The organism is Asticcacaulis sp. DW145 (assembly GCF_037101385.1).
In the GTDB taxonomy this organism is placed as follows: domain Bacteria; phylum Pseudomonadota; class Alphaproteobacteria; order Caulobacterales; family Caulobacteraceae; genus Asticcacaulis; species Asticcacaulis currens.
Genome location: NZ_AP029024.1, coordinates 2,021,307 through 2,035,449 on the forward strand (window position 1 = coordinate 2,021,307; position 14,143 = coordinate 2,035,449).

Below are 14,143 nucleotides of genomic sequence, written 5' to 3' on the forward strand. Positions count from 1 at the left end.
GGAGAGACGACTATGCGTAATAAGGCCCTGATCGCCCTGGCGGGTGTCGCGCTGATGACCGCCGCCTGCACCACCACCGATCCGGTTACCGGCGAAGTGGTGCGCGACAACACCAAGACCAATGCCATTATCGGGGCCGCCGTCGGCGCGGGCCTTGGCTATGCCACCAATACCAACAAGGGTGAGCAGGGCCGCAAAAATGCGGTTCTGGGGGCCGGGATTGGCGCTTTGGCCGGTGCGGCCGTGGGTAAATACATGGACAAGCAGCAGGCCGAACTGCGCCGTGAGTTGGCAGGCACTAACGTAACCGTGTCGCGTAACGGCGACAACATTGTGCTGAACATGCCGTCTGACGTGACGTTTGGCTCGGGAAGTGCATCAATTGATTCGAGCTTCTACCCGGTCCTGAATGATGTGGCGTCCATTTTGAATAAGTACTCCTCCACCTATGTCGATATCGTCGGCCATGCTGACTCGACCGGCTCAGACGCCATCAACGAGCCGCTGTCGGAAAACCGTGCAAATTCTACGGCCGCCTATCTCACAAGCCGCGGTGTCGTCAGCCAGCGGTTGTTCGTTGCCGGCATGGGATCGCGTCAGCCGATCGCGTCAAACGCCACGCCCGAGGGTCGCGCGAAGAATAGACGTGTGGAGATTACGCTACGCCCCGTACAAGAATAACCATTTATTAACTTTTTTTAGTAGCGGGATGGAAACCGCTCTGAAATAAGCTGGCGGCATGAAACCCTCGTGCCGCCTTCTAACTGTCAATCGCGTCTCTTTAATGGGAACGCAGTTTGATGTTGTCACCCCTGAGATGGTGATGGATTTTATCGCTGGCACGCGCGGGCGACAAACCATTGTCGCAAATCACAATCTTCACAGTGTTTATCTGTTCCACAAGCACGCGGAAATGCGCCGTTTTTACGCGCAAGCCGATCTGATCGAGATTGATTCCGTACCGCTGATTATGTGGGGCAAGCTTGTCGGTCACGACATGACGCGGGCCAATCGCTGCACCTATCTTGATTTCCGCGAAGACTTCTGGTCACGCGCCGCAGACGAAGGGTGGCGCGTTTTCCACGTCGGTGGTGCGCCGGAGTATAACGAGGTGTCCAAACAAGCCATCCTCGGACGCCATCCTAAGGTGAAGCTCGAAGTCCGCAGTGGTTATTTCGACGTCCGGGGACCGGAAAACGAGGCCTTGCTGAAGGATATTGCGGACTATCGGCCCGACGTATTGCTGGTCGGCATGGGGATGCCGCGTCAGGAGTTGTGGATCCTCAATAATATTGACCGCCTGCCCGGCTGCGCAATCCTGCCGGTGGGGGCCGCCTTCGACTATGAGGCGGGGGTCATGTATGCACCGCCGCGCTGGGCCGGTCAGTTCGGCATCGAATGGCTGGTGCGCTTCGTCCATGAACCGCGCCGCCTGTTCAGCCGCTACTTCATCGAGCCGTGGACGCTGATCCCCTGTGCGCTGGACGATGTGTTCGGTCGCCGTCGCATCCCTGTTAACCAATATGAAAGCCGCCCGCGCCACAATCCGTAAGAGACGCTGAGTCAGCGTGAGGGTGTGTCATGAGTGAGCTTTTGCGAGATTTTGCCCCCGGCAGTGACCCGGTCAAGGGTAAGGTGGTGCTGATCACCGGCGGAACGGGCAGCTTCGGGCGTAAGCTGGTGGATACCCTGCTCAGCCGTTACGACCCGCGCAAGGTCATCATCTTCTCCCGCGACGAGCTTAAGCAGTACGAGATGCGTCAGGCGCTGGAAGAGCGCTATGACGCGGACAAGCTGTCGAAGCTGCGCTTTTTCCTCGGCGATGTGCGTGATCGCCCGCGTCTGGAGCTGGCCTTTCGCGGGGTCGATGTGGTGGTCCACGCCGCTGCGCTGAAACAGGTGCCGGCGGCCGAGTATAATCCCTCCGAATGTATCGCCACCAATGTCAACGGCGCGGAAAACGTCGTGTGGGCCTGCCTGCAACAGCGCGTGCAGCGCGTCGTGGCGCTTTCGACCGATAAGGCCTGTTCGCCGATCAACCTCTATGGCGCGACCAAGCTGGCCTCGGACAAGATTTTTGTGGCCGCCAACAACCTGTCCGGTGACATCGGCACGCGCTTCTGCGTGGTGCGGTACGGCAATGTGGTCGGCTCTCGCGGATCAGTCGTGCCCTATTTCAATCGCCTGATCGAACAGGGCGCGACGGAGCTGCCCATTACCGATATGCGCATGACGCGCTTCTGGATCTCGCTGCATCAGGGCGTCGATTTCGTCCTGTCGTGTCTGGAGACCACACGCGGCGGCGAAATCTTCGTGCCCAAGATCCCGGCTACGACGGTGTGCGATCTGGCCACCGCCATGGCCCCGCAGGCCACACACAAGGTTATCGGCATCCGTCCGGGCGAAAAGCTGCACGAGATCATGATCTCAGCCGACGATTCGCGTTCGACGTGGGAACTGCCCGACCGTTACTTTATCGAGCCGGAATTTGTCGAATACGCCCGCACACCTGCCGCCACCACCGGCGCGACCAAGGTCGATGAAGGCTTTGCCTATTCCAGTGACATCAACCCCGAACGCCTCGATATCGACGGTATTCGCGGCCTGATGAAGGCCTATCTCGCGTGACAGCCGGGGCCGCCGCGTTTCTGGCCTATGGGCGGCAGTCGATAGCCGACAACGATATTGAGGCCGTCGTTGAGGCCCTGCGCGCCGACTATCTGACCACCGGCCCGATGGTTGAGCGCTTCGAGCGCGAACTGGCGGCCACGGTCGGGGCCAAAGAAGCCGTGGTGGTCTCGAACGGTACGGCGGCGCTGCATCTGTGTGTTCTGACGCAAGACCTTAAGCCCGATGATGTGGTCATCGTGCCGTCTATCACCTTTGCAGCCTCGGCCAATTGCGTGGCCTATTGCGGGGCGCAGGTGATCTTTGCCGATATTGATCCCCTGACCGGCCTGATCACCAATGAAACGTTTGACGCGGCCCTGTCCCTGATCGGCCCGTCGCAACGCTTTGCCGGGGTCATCGCCGTGCACTATGCCGGGCGTCCAGTCGATCTTAGCCATATCTCCGCTGTAGCGCGCAAGCGCGGAGCCTTTGTGATCGAAGACGCCTGCCACGCGCTGGGCAGTACGGGGCCGCAAGGCACCATCGGGGCCTGTACGGCGTCGGACATGGCCAACTTCTCCTTCCATCCGGTCAAGACCCTGACCACTGGCGAAGGCGGGGCCATCACCACCAACGACCCTGAACTGGCGCGGCGTCTGCGTCAGTTGCGCAGCCACGGGATCGAGCGCGATCCGGCCCGTTTTGAAGGGCTGGGCTATGGCGATGGCGACGATACCGGCCCCTGGGTCTATGAGATGCAGAGTCTGGGCTACAATTATCGCCTGCCCGACATCAACTGTGCGCTGGGCGTGGCGCAATTGACGCGCCTGCCGTGGTTTATCGAACGGCGCAAGGCGCTGGTCGCGGCCTATCAGGCGGCGCTGGCTCAGAGCCCTTTGCCCGTGTCGTGGATGCCCCCGGCGGCGGGCGATGATCCGGTGTTTCACCTGTTTGCACCGCGCATTGACTTTGCCGCAGCGGGCCAGACCCGCGCCGAGGTGATGGCGGCCTTGCGCAAACGCGGCATCGGTACTCAGGTGCATTATATCCCTGTGCACCGTCAGCCGTACTGGCAGACACGGCAACTGAGCCCGCGCGAACTACCCGGCGCGGATGCGTTCTACCGTTCGACTCTGTCGCTGCCGCTCTATCCCGACATGGACGACGCCGATCCGGCGCGCGTCATAGAGGCGTTGAAAGAGGTGCTGGGATGAGCACCCTCTTTTCATACTCCCCCAGTTTGCTGGCGGGTATAGCGCAGCGAGAGTATAGCTTTCGCAAGCGATGGGATCCGAAACTAGGGGTTTCGCAGACGGAGGTGGGCTCGCCATACCTGAAATTGGCTGCCCGGCATCCAGTTGAAAGACCCCCCACCACCGCATCTGGCGATGCGCGCGTCGTGCGGTCCCCCTCCCCAGCAAGCTGGGGAGGTATGAAGGGAGAGTCATGACCCCAAAAATCGCTCCCGAAATCAGCATCGCCGGACGGAAAATCGGCGCGGCCCATAGCCCCTACATCATCTGCGAACTGTCGGGGAACCATAACGGTTCGCTCGACCGGGCGCTGGCTCTGGTCGATGCCGCAGCCGATACGGGCTGCGACGCCATCAAGCTCCAGACCTATACGGCCGACACCATTACCCTGAAATCCGACCGCCCGGAGTTTCGCATTTCGGGCGGGCTGTGGGACGGGCGCACCCTGCACGACCTCTATGATGAAGCGCATACACCGTGGGACTGGCACGCCGCGCTGTTCGAGCGGGCCGCCAAACGCGGGGTGACGATGTTTTCGTCCCCCTTTGACGAGACCGCGGTGGACTTTCTCGACGCCCTGGGCGCCCCTGCGTTCAAGATCGCCTCGTTCGAGCTGATTGACCTGCCGCTGGTCGCCTATGCCGCCGCGAAGGGTAAGCCGCTGGTGATGTCCACGGGCATGGCCAATCTGAGCGAAATCGAAGCCGCCGTGGCCACCGCGCGCCAATACGGCACGGGCGAGATCGTGTTGCTGCATTGCGTCAGCGAATACCCGGCCCGTATCGCCGACGCCAATGTGCGCGTCGTGCCCGATCTGGGGGCGAAGTTCGGCTGCCCGTCGGGTCTCAGCGATCATACGTTCGGGACAGCCGCCTCGGTGGCGTCCATCGCGCTGGGGGGCTGCGTCATCGAAAAACACTTCACGCTGGCGCGCGCCGATGGGGGCCCGGACTCTGGCTTTTCCCTGGAACCGGCTGAATTTACGGCACTTGTGAAGGACTGCAAGGACGCCTGGGCGGCTCTGGGGCACGTCCATTACGATCTGGTGGGCTCAGAGCGCACCTCGCGCACCTTCCGCCGGTCGCTCTATGTGGTAGCGGACGTGAAGGCGGGCGAGACTTTCACGAGGGCCAATGTGCGTTCCGTGCGTCCGGGGCTGGGCCTGCCGCCGGTGCGCCTGTGGGATGTGCTGGGCAAGACGGCGACCCGCGACATCGTCAGCGGCGAACCGCTGAGCGACGACATGGTGGGGTGAACGCCTAGTCTTGAGCCTGACTACTCCGCCGGGAGCTCGGCTTCCAGCACCTTGGCGAGCTGGTCGCGGGCGGCGTCGGCGGCCTTCTGGCGCTCCCACATGCCGAAATAGAGGCCTTTGAGCTTCATGAGTTCGGCGTGATTGCCGCGTTCAGCCACCAGCCCGTCCTTCAGCACCAGAATCTCATCGGCCCCCACGACGGTCGAAAGGCGGTGCGCAATAACCAGAGTCGTGCGGTTCTGCGACACCTCATCCAGCGCCGCCTGAATTTCGCGCTCCGTATGGGTATCGAGCGCCGAAGTCGCCTCATCGAGGATCAGAATCGGCGGCGATTTCAGCAGCGTGCGCGCAATGGCCACGCGCTGCTTTTCGCCGCCCGACAGCTTCAGCCCGCGTTCGCCCACCTCGGTATCATAGCCCTGCGGCAGGGAGGCGATGAAGGCCGAAATCTGGGCCTGTTCGGCGGCGGCTTCAACCTCTTCGCGTGAGGCGCCGTTGCGGCCATAGCCGATATTGTAGGCGATGGTGTCGTTAAACAGCACCGTGTCCTGCGGCACCATGCCGATGGCGCGACGCAGGGAGGCCTGATTGACGTGGCGGATGTCCTGCCCGTCGATTTCGATAGCACCGCCCTTCACGTCATAGAAGCGGAACAGCAGGCGCGAAATGGTCGATTTGCCCGCACCGGACGGGCCGACAATGGCCACGGTCTTGCCCGCCGGCACCTCAAACGACACGCCCTTGAGGATGGGGCGGTCGGCGTCATAGGAAAACACCACGTCTTTGAAAGCCACAGCCCCCTGCCCCACCTTGAGGTCCGGCGCGCCCGGCGTATCGACAACCTCCTGCGGTTCATCGAGCAGCTTGAACATGGCTTCCATGTCGATCAGGCCGGTGGAGATTTCGCGGTACAGCGTGCCGATGAAGTTCAGCGGAATGGCCAGTTGCATCATGAAGGCGTTGACCAGCACGAAGTGGCCCAGCGACTTGGTGCCGTTCATCACCTCATAGGCCGACATCAGCATCACAATCGTCATGCCGATCGAGAAGATCACCGCCTGCCCGATATTGAGCCAGGCCAGAGAGGTATAGGTCTTGATCGCCGCCTTCTCATAGGCTGCGGTGGCGCGGTCATAGCGGCTGCGCTCAAGCTGTTCGTTGCCGAAATATTTGACGGTTTCAAAGTTGAGCAGCGAATCCACCGCCTTCGACATCGAGTCGGAATCGGCCTCGTTCATCTCCTTGCGGATGGCGATACGCATGTTCGAGGCGACGATGGAAAACCACACATAGACCACGACGGTCACGGCGACGACCGCCACGTAGATGAGGTCAAACTGCCACCCCAGCGCGCCTGCGGTCAGGACAAACTCCACCACCGTCGGGATGCCGACCATCATGGTCAGGCGGATGATGGTTTCAATGCCCATCTTGCCGCGCTCGATCACCCGCGACAGGCCGCCCGTGCGGCGTTGCAGGTGGAAGCGCAGCGACAGATTGTGCAGGTGATTAAAGGCGCGATTGGACAGGCCGCGCACCGCGTGCTGCCCCACACCCGCAAACATGGCGTCACGGATATTATTGAACACCTGTGACATCATCCGCGCCACGCCGTAAGCCAGCACCATGATCACCGGTGAGATCAGCACCAGGGTCAAAAGATCGGTCTTGCCGCCCGTCTCGCCCGGCGTGAAGGCGTTGGTGGCCCACTTATAGGCAAAGGGCGTGGCGATGGTCAGAAGCTTGCCCACAAGCATGGCAGCCAGCGCCCACAGCACCTGCACCTTAAGGTCCGCCCGGCCCTCCGGCCACAGATAGGGTTTGAGGAAGGCGAGCGTATCGGAGGCCTTGCCTTTCGGCTTGGGCATGGGGGCGGGCGCGTTCATCAGGCTAAGGGACTCGATTTTCGGTGCGGCAAAGGATTGCGCATATATAGGTCCGGACCGGTACAAAATCCAACTAATGACCAGATTTATTTTACAATCAAAACTGATCGTATATGCTCACAGACAATCAACACGTCCCCTTTTTCGTGGGGGGAGAAGATAAGAGGACGCCCGATGCTACGTCGCACCCTGATCGCTGCTGCCTTACTGTTGTCAACGCCGGTTCTGGCGGCAGAAAAACCCGCCGATACCCGCCCGGTTCGGGTCATTCTGGTCGGCGACTCGACCATGACGGACAAGTCGGGCTACGGCAAAGGCTTCTGCGCGCAGTTCAAACCCGAAGTGGTCTGCGTCAACGCGGCGCGCGGCGGGCGTTCGTCCAAGAGCTATCGCGTCGAAGGCCTGTGGGACAAGAACCTCGCGCAACTGAACGACGGCACGGCGTCGAAAACCTATGTGCTGATCCAGTTCGGGCATAATGACGGCTCATCCAAGCCGGAACGCCACACCAATATTGAAACCGAGTTCGGCCCGAACATGCGCGGCTATGTGCTGGACGTGAAAAAGGCGGGTGCGGTGCCGGTGCTGGTCACGCCCCTGACGCAGCGCCATTTCAGAAATGGCAAGTTGCAAAGCGATCTGCTGCCGTGGGCGCAGGTGACGCGCCTGATCGCGCGCACCACTAACACGACCCTGATCGACCTTTATGCCGAGGGGCAGGCGAAGGTGCAGGCTATGGGGGCGGTCGAATCGCTTAGCCTTGCCGGGCAGCCGGTGCCGCAGAATGTGTTGGAGGCCGCCCCGACCGGCACCACGGTGCCTGCCAAATTCACCGACGCCTCTCAGGGGCAGGGCTCTGCCCAGGCTTTCGACTATACGCACCTCGGCCCCAAGGGTTCGGACTATTTCGGCCAGATGGTGGTTGATCTGTGGGTTAAGGCCGACCCCAAGGTGAAGGCACTGGTGAAGTAAATCCCTTTCACCGGCTGCGGTTGAGGGCAAGAGTGCGACGTCTTTACGGCCCCACCATCCGCGCCTTTGTATGGTTTTATTTTACCACAGATGACACAGATGACCGCCAAAGGCGGTCACACAGATGGTCCGTGCAAGAGCTGAAGCCGTGAGCCTCTACAATCTGTGTGAGGCTCGCCCTTCGGGCCGCATCTGTGGCCATCTGTGGAAACCTTAAGACCTTCCGCACAAGGCAGGGGGGCAGACAAACCAGCTATAAGCTTTTCGTGGCCAATCCTTCTCTTCGCGTGCGACGGGGCTGGCTCAGCGACACACCCCATCGTCGCACGTCGGACCGCTCCTGACCTCGGGCGGCAGGTCGTCCCAGGCGCGGTTCAGCACCTGCGTGAAGCCAGCTACCGGCTGCGCGCCGGACACGGCATAGCGGTCGTTGATGACAAAAAACGGCACCCCCTGCACGCCGCGCATTGTGATAAATTCCTGCTCCTCCTGCACCGTGTCGGCATAGCGATCGGTTTTCAGGAAGGCCTCGGCTTCCGCCGCATCCAGACCGATCTCAACGGCCAGCGCCACAAGTGTCGCCTCATCAAAAAGGGACTGCGTTTCGGCGAAATAGGCGCGGTACAGTCGCTCAACCGCCTGTGCGCCCAGCCCCTTGTCCTGCGCGAATTTCACCAGCCGGTGTGCCTTCAGCGTATCGCCGTAAAACGTGCCTGCGAGCGTCATAGGGAGCCCGGCCGCCGCCGCCATCTGCTCGACCCGCGCCTGATTCTGCTCGGCCTGAGCCGCCGTCAGGCCGTACTTCTGTTGCAGCATCTGCCCCACGGGCGCGACCGGCGCGTCCGGCCCCAGACGAAAGGCGTGATGGCGCACCGTCACCTGATCCTTGCCAGCAAAGCCTTCCAGCGCCTGTTCAAAATGACGCTTGCCGATCCAGCAGAAGGGGCAGATCAGATCGGACCAGATATCGACGGTAATCGGGCTTGGGGACACGGACATAGGACCTCGCTTTCCTCCCCGCATATCGGTCTTTCCGCGCCCCCGCGCAAGCAGGGAGGAAAAGGTAACCGCCTCAGGCCGCGACCGACAGTCGGATACCGAGCGCCTTGGTCACTGCCAGCAGGGTCGTCAGCGTCGGATTCCCCGATGGGCCCAGCGCCTTGTACAGCGCCTCACGCGACAGGCCGGTTTCGCGCGACAGGTCGGTTATGCCATGCGCGCGGGCCACATTGTTCAGACCTTTGCGGATTTCTTCGGCATCACCGTCTTCGAATACCGCCGCCAGATAGGCCAGCGCGGTTTCCGGATCATCCAGAAATTCAGCCGGATCAAAAGGGGTGATTTTTTCCATTCTGAATATCCTCCCACAAAGCCCTGGCCGCCAGAATATCGGCATCCTGACTGCTTTTGTCGCCGCCACAAAAGAGAAGGATTATCTCCTCTCCACTGCGGGCATAATAGACGCGATAGCCGGGGCCGGTATGGATGCGTAATTCATAAACACCGCCACCGACCGACTTGGTATCGCCTAAATTGCCGCCTTCCACACGTTCCAGCCGCAAGACAATGCGCGCTTTGGCCGCGTGGTCCTTCAGACCCTTCAGCCATTTTTTGAAGCGTTCAGTTCGATGGAGCGTGAACATGTTAACGACCCCATTCACCGAATGGGAGGGGCGGATTACGCCCCTCGGTCGGTTACAATAACTATAACCAATCTTCCAATTTGTCAACTATAGTTATCACTTCACTGCGCCAGCAGGAAACCCAACGGAATATCCACCCGCGCGCGCCAGTCGGCTTCGTTGTGCGTGGTGCCTTCGAACACCGAACTGCGCCAGTTGCGCCCTTCGACCCAGCCATAGCGCGGCAGAACCGCCTCCATCTTCAGGCTATAGGGCCGGTAGTTGGCATCGAGGTCGCGCGTGCCGTGGTCCATATAGAGCCGCTGACGCTTCGGGTCGAAGTGCGCCGCGCGGAACCACGCCTCCCACGCTTGCGCCGTGGCGTCTGCGGCGGCTTCACGCGCTTCCGGCGTGGCGGGCGGGGCCATCAGCGGCCAGTGGATCGAGACGCAGGCCGCGCGCCCGAACACCTGCGGGTATTCGCCCAGCGCATAGAGCGAGATCAGCCCGCCCATGCTGGAGCCCATAATGCCGGTGTGGGCGGCATCGGGGCGCGTGCGATAGGTGCGGTCGATAAAGGGCTTCACCTCTTCGACCAGAAAACGCAGATAGTCGTCGGCCTTTAACTGCCCTTTGGCCATAGACATCACCTGCGCCTGCATATCGGCGGGCAGATAGGCCGCCAGCTTTTGCGGGAAATAGTCGGCATAGCGCGTGGGCGAATTCCACACCCCCACGACGATGGCCTTCTGGCCCATGCCACTGAGGGCCTCGTCTATGCCCCACTCCTTGCCGCCATAGGCGGTGGCGGTCTCAAACAGGTTCTGCCCGTCGTGCATATAGATGACCGGCAGGCGCGGCCCCTTGGGGTCATAGCCTTCCGGCACCCACACCGAGACATGGCGCGCGCTGACAAAACGCGACGGGAAAGCCTCGTACTTGTCGAGCCGGCCGTGCGGCACATCGGCGGTGGCGCTGACGCTGTGCGTCGGCACAGGATCGGCGGCCCCTGCCCCCACCGGTACAGCGAGGAGCAGGGTGGCAAGGATCGCAGCAAAAGCGCGCATGGTCACAGCGCCTTGAAACGGATGGCCTGACCGCCGCCGGGCGCCAGTTTCAGCGTCAGGCGGTCCTTGGATGTCACCTTGCGCTTTTCGATCTGCATCGAATGGCGGGTGTCTGTGCGATAGTCGGCATCGTCGCCATCGCGGTAGATTTGCGCCTCATAGGTCTTGCCCGGCGTCAGGAAATCGAGCGCGATGTCAAGGCTGCGCGCCTGTTCGTCGGTTACCGCCCCCAGATACCAGTCGCGGCTGTTCTTATCGAGACGCACCAGCGTGGCATAGTCGCCCGGCTCGCCGTTCAGCATCTTTGTATCGGCCCAGTCGGTCGGCACGTCCTTGATGAACTGAAACGCCGGCATCTCCTTTTCATAGTTTTCGATCAGGTCAGCGGCCATGTGGATCGGCGAATAGAGCACCACATAAAGCGCCAGTTGCTTGGCCTTGGTCGAATAGATCGGCTTGCCATTGCCCTGAAGGCTGAGGACACCGGGCGTGAAGTCCATGGGGCCGGACAACATGCGCGTGAAGACCAGATTGGCCTCGTGCTCCGGCGGGTTGGGCGGATTGCCCCAGGCGTTATATTCCATGCCGCGCTGACCTTCGCGCGACACCCAGTTGGGGTAGGTACGGCGCAGGCCCGTATCCTTGATCGGCTCATGCGTATTGATGGCGATGTGGTACTTCGCCGCCGTCTCGGTCACCTTCTGGAAGTGGCGCACCATGTCCTGCGAGTCGTTCCAGGTGTAGTAGGGCTTGCCGTCCGCCCCCATCACCTTGGCGCCGCCCGCGTCGGCGACATAGCCGGTCTTCACTGCATCGACGCCGTTCTGCTGATAGAGGGCAAAGCCCGCGTCCATCTGCGGTTCGTAATGGGCCGCATTGCCGCCCGTTTCGTGGTGGCCCACAATATGCACGCCCTTCTTCTTGGCATAGGCCGACAGGGCGGGCAGGTCGAAATCCGGATAGGCCTCGGTAAAGCTGAACAGGTCGCCGGTGGCGAACCAGTCTTCCCAGCCCTTGTTCCACCCTTCAACCAGTACGCCACGGAAACCATGCTTGGCCGCAAAGTCGATGTATTTTTTGGTGTATTCGGTCGTCGCCCCGTGCTTTGGTCCAGCTTCCCAGGTTTTGGTGCCGAGGTGCATGTCCCACCAGATACCGACATATTTGAATGGCTTCACCCAGCTCACATCGCCAAGCTTGTTTGGCTCATTGAGGTTGAGCAGGATGTGCGACTGATAAAGGTCCGGCGCGTTATCGGTAACGATTACCATCCGCCAGGGCGTCGGGAATGGCGCCTCGCGCACCACACTGGGGCCGATGGACGACGGAGCCAGCCGCGTCTTCAGACGCTGCCCATCGACGCGACGCATCCAGATGGCCGCATAGTCGATCAGGGCCGCCTCATGGAAGGTCATGTAGAGGCCTGTGTCGGTCTTCAGCGTCATCGGCGTCTGAGCCTCGGACACTTCGGCCAGCGGCGTCTTCTGGATGATATATTCTTCGCGATTCCATTCGCCGGCGACGTTCCAGTAGGCGGTCGCCTTGTCGCTGACGGCAAATTCGGTCAGTTCGTCGGTGATCTTCAGTGTCTTCAGTTGCGGCTGATCGGGGAATTCGTAGCGGAAGCCAAAGCCGTCATCGAACAGGCGGAACACCACCGTCATTCGGCGGGCGTCGTACTTCTGTTGCACCACGTCAACGCGCAGCTCAGTGTGCGTGTCGCGGATGGTCTTCCATTCACCCCACGGCTGATCCCACGTCTCGTCAAAGGCCGAGGTGGCGGTCTTTTCGACCGTGAAATTGCGGTCGAGCTTGGGCTGATCGGCGAGGATGAAGCCCAGCCGCGACGGGGCGAAGATCTCATGACCCTTGCGCGACACGGCATAGGACAGGCGTCCGTCATTATCGAGCAAGACTTTGACCGATATGACCTTATTGGGTGACTGAGCGGTGGCGATGACCGCCAGGCCTGTAGCCTGACTGTAGGCTGGATCAAGCGTTTCAGCGGCGGCCATGGCGGGCGGGGCCCAGCCGATTGTTGCGGTCGTAGCGGTGAGCGTCATGGCAAGCCCCATCAAAACTGGCGTGCTGAGGCTAAATCGCTTTGCGCGAACTGTCATCGTCTGTCTCCCTGTGTTTTGTCGCTGTTATGATAGGTCATGTGGTTAGCACACCACCCCGCTAAGGGTGCGTGCATACGTATTCAGAACAGACCCGCCGTCGTTGAATACGTATTCAGATTGCCGCCTTATCCGGCGCAACCTAGTTTCCAGACTAACGAATTTGCAGGGAAAACAAGCAGAACGATCCCCCCTGACACCCCTTCTGCCCGTGGCAACGCGGCGGAACCGCCATTTCAGCCCTGGAATGGTTTTCTTCTCAACCTGACTTTATGACCCCGCTGCGCACCTCCCGTCGCACGGGGTTATTTTTTGGCTAGCCGCCACAGCTTTCGCGAATGATCAGGCGGGTCGGGACGCGCACCGGCTCCACCGGCTCATTGGCGATCATGCGATCCAGCGCATCGACCAGCGCGCGTGCCGCTGCGGTCGTGTCCTGACGCACGGTCGAAAGCGCCGGTGTGGTGCAGGCTGCGGCCCACAGGTCGTCAAAGCCGATCACCGATACGTCCTGCGGCACGCGACGTCCCTGTTTCTGCAAGGCTTGCATGGCTCCGATGGCCGGCAGATCAGCGGTGGCAAAAACCGCGTCAAACACCGCGCCGCAGCCCAGAAGCCGCTCCACCGCCGCTGCTCCGTCTTCGCGCGAGATAAAGCAGTCGGCCAAGAGGCCAGCGTCGATGCTCAGGCCATTTTCACGCAGCGCCCGCACGTAGCCGTCATAACGGTCACGAAATTCCGGATGGCTGGACGAGGCCTCGCCTAGGAAGGCGATGCGCCGCCGTCCGAGCCGGATCAGATGCGACACGGCCTCATAGGCTCCTTGCGCATTATCTGAGCCCACACTGTGCCCGGCGCCCGGCTGCACCAGCCCCCAGACGACCCAGGGTTCGCCAATGTCGCTTAAGCCCTCAGCCTTGCGCACATAGTCGTCATAGTCCTTGTAGCCCAGCAGGATCAGGCCGTCGGCACGGCGCGCAAAGCCATAATCACTGCTCCAGCTTTCGCTCTGTTGTTGCAGCGAGGTCAAAACGTCATACCCCTTCTGACCGGCATATTTGAGGATGGCCCCCAGCAGCGGCACGAAGAAGGGGTTGATCGGATTGTCCTGATCGAGGTCTTCGGAAATCAGCACCGCGATGGTGTTGATCTTCTTTGAGCGCAGCTTACGCGCATTGACATCGACCGTGTAGTTTAGCTGCTGCGCCGCCTCAAAGACGCGCTTGCGCACCTCTTCTGAGACCGCCGGTGACTGGCTGAGCGCGCGCGACACAGTGGCCTGCGAAACGCCGGCCAGCGCCGCTATGTCGAAGGATGTTGGCCGTTTAACCCCCACGCGGAGCCTCCCTTTTTTGCGC

General features: G+C 61.2%; 13 protein-coding genes. 6 read left to right on the forward strand and 7 right to left on the reverse strand.

What is annotated here, in order from left to right:
• Positions 1 to 12: 12 nt before the first annotated feature.
• The 5 genes from AACH73_RS09360 to pseI all read left to right on the forward strand — a co-directional run bounded on the left by AACH73_RS09360 (position 13) and on the right by pseI (position 5,118).
• A complete protein-coding gene (locus tag AACH73_RS09360; RefSeq protein ID WP_338734662.1) occupies positions 13 to 681 on the forward strand; it encodes an OmpA family protein in 669 nt (222 codons plus the stop codon).
• A gap of 232 nt (positions 682 to 913) precedes the next feature.
• Entirely contained in the window at positions 914 to 1,552 is a 639-nt protein-coding gene (locus AACH73_RS09365) for a WecB/TagA/CpsF family glycosyltransferase (RefSeq protein WP_338734663.1), read from the forward strand.
• 29 nt (positions 1,553 to 1,581) lie between these two features.
• Positions 1,582 to 2,628 (forward strand): UDP-N-acetylglucosamine 4,6-dehydratase (inverting), encoded by a 1,047-nt coding sequence (gene pseB / locus AACH73_RS09370; RefSeq protein ID WP_272742711.1) that lies wholly within the window; start codon positions 1,582 to 1,584, stop codon positions 2,626 to 2,628.
• Positions 2,625 to 3,824 carry a UDP-4-amino-4,6-dideoxy-N-acetyl-beta-L-altrosamine transaminase gene (gene pseC / locus AACH73_RS09375; protein ID WP_338734664.1) on the forward strand — a complete coding sequence of 400 codons (1,200 nt, stop codon included), beginning with the start codon at positions 2,625 to 2,627 and terminating at the stop codon, positions 3,822 to 3,824. Before pseB ends, pseC begins: the two co-directional genes overlap by 4 nt.
• A 232-nt stretch (positions 3,825 to 4,056) precedes the next feature.
• Entirely contained in the window at positions 4,057 to 5,118 is a 1,062-nt protein-coding gene (gene pseI / locus AACH73_RS09380; protein WP_338734665.1) for a pseudaminic acid synthase, read from the forward strand.
• Between the two features lie 20 nt (positions 5,119 to 5,138).
• On the opposite strand, the gene AACH73_RS09385 is transcribed toward pseI, so the two are convergent.
• Positions 5,139 to 7,004, reverse strand: a complete 1,866-nt coding sequence (locus AACH73_RS09385) for an ABC transporter ATP-binding protein/permease (RefSeq protein WP_338734666.1) — start codon at positions 7,002 to 7,004, stop codon at positions 5,139 to 5,141.
• A gap of 174 nt (positions 7,005 to 7,178) precedes the next feature.
• Here AACH73_RS09385 and AACH73_RS09390 point away from each other — a divergent pair, with 174 nt between their 5' ends.
• Positions 7,179 to 7,976, forward strand: coding sequence for a GDSL family lipase (locus AACH73_RS09390; protein WP_272742706.1), 798 nt, complete (start codon positions 7,179 to 7,181; stop codon positions 7,974 to 7,976).
• 303 nt (positions 7,977 to 8,279) lie between these two features.
• Here AACH73_RS09390 and AACH73_RS09395 read toward each other — a convergent pair whose 3' ends face one another.
• The 6 genes from AACH73_RS09395 to AACH73_RS09420 form a co-directional block, all read right to left on the reverse strand.
• A complete protein-coding gene (locus tag AACH73_RS09395; RefSeq protein ID WP_272742705.1) occupies positions 8,280 to 8,975 on the reverse strand; it encodes a DsbA family oxidoreductase in 696 nt (231 codons plus the stop codon).
• 73 nt (positions 8,976 to 9,048) lie between these two features.
• The gene (locus AACH73_RS09400) at positions 9,049 to 9,327 is read right to left on the reverse strand and encodes an addiction module antidote protein (protein WP_272742704.1); all 279 of its coding nucleotides are present in this window, start codon (positions 9,325 to 9,327) and stop codon (positions 9,049 to 9,051) included.
• Positions 9,305 to 9,619 (reverse strand): type II toxin-antitoxin system RelE/ParE family toxin, encoded by a 315-nt coding sequence (locus tag AACH73_RS09405; protein WP_272742703.1) that lies wholly within the window; start codon positions 9,617 to 9,619, stop codon positions 9,305 to 9,307. Before AACH73_RS09405 ends, AACH73_RS09400 begins: the two co-directional genes overlap by 23 nt.
• Positions 9,620 to 9,720: 101 nt before the next feature.
• On the reverse strand, positions 9,721 to 10,665 hold the full coding sequence (locus AACH73_RS09410) for an alpha/beta hydrolase-fold protein (protein WP_338734667.1): 945 nt from the start codon (positions 10,663 to 10,665) through the stop codon (positions 9,721 to 9,723).
• Positions 10,666 to 10,667: 2 nt separating this feature from the next.
• Positions 10,668 to 12,728, reverse strand: a complete 2,061-nt coding sequence (locus AACH73_RS09415) for a glycoside hydrolase family 97 protein (protein ID WP_272742701.1) — start codon at positions 12,726 to 12,728, stop codon at positions 10,668 to 10,670.
• A 373-nt stretch (positions 12,729 to 13,101) separates the two neighbouring features.
• The gene (locus AACH73_RS09420; protein WP_272742699.1) at positions 13,102 to 14,121 is read right to left on the reverse strand and encodes a LacI family DNA-binding transcriptional regulator; all 1,020 of its coding nucleotides are present in this window, start codon (positions 14,119 to 14,121) and stop codon (positions 13,102 to 13,104) included.
• Positions 14,122 to 14,143: the final 22 nt, after the last annotated feature.

Excerpts from the sequence above, each read along its gene's own strand:
- AACH73_RS09390 (WP_272742706.1), top strand. The coding sequence starts at position 7,179 with ATGCTACGTCGCACCCTGATCGCTGCTGCCTTACTGTTGTCAACGCCG.
- AACH73_RS09395 (WP_272742705.1), bottom strand. The coding sequence starts at position 8,975 with ATGTCCGTGTCCCCAAGCCCGATTACCGTCGATATCTGGTCCGATCTG.
- AACH73_RS09405 (WP_272742703.1), bottom strand. The coding sequence starts at position 9,619 with ATGTTCACGCTCCATCGAACTGAACGCTTCAAAAAATGGCTGAAGGGT.
- AACH73_RS09410 (WP_338734667.1), bottom strand. The coding sequence starts at position 10,665 with ATGCGCGCTTTTGCTGCGATCCTTGCCACCCTGCTCCTCGCTGTACCG.
- AACH73_RS09385 (WP_338734666.1), bottom strand. The coding sequence starts at position 7,004 with ATGAACGCGCCCGCCCCCATGCCCAAGCCGAAAGGCAAGGCCTCCGAT.
- AACH73_RS09365 (WP_338734663.1), top strand. The coding sequence starts at position 914 with ATGCGCCGTTTTTACGCGCAAGCCGATCTGATCGAGATTGATTCCGTA.
- AACH73_RS09400 (WP_272742704.1), bottom strand. The coding sequence starts at position 9,327 with ATGGAAAAAATCACCCCTTTTGATCCGGCTGAATTTCTGGATGATCCG.
- AACH73_RS09360 (WP_338734662.1), top strand. The coding sequence starts at position 13 with ATGCGTAATAAGGCCCTGATCGCCCTGGCGGGTGTCGCGCTGATGACC.
- pseI (WP_338734665.1), top strand. The coding sequence starts at position 4,057 with ATGACCCCAAAAATCGCTCCCGAAATCAGCATCGCCGGACGGAAAATC.
- pseB (WP_272742711.1), top strand. The coding sequence starts at position 1,582 with ATGAGTGAGCTTTTGCGAGATTTTGCCCCCGGCAGTGACCCGGTCAAG.
- AACH73_RS09415 (WP_272742701.1), bottom strand. The coding sequence starts at position 12,728 with ATGACGCTCACCGCTACGACCGCAACAATCGGCTGGGCCCCGCCCGCC.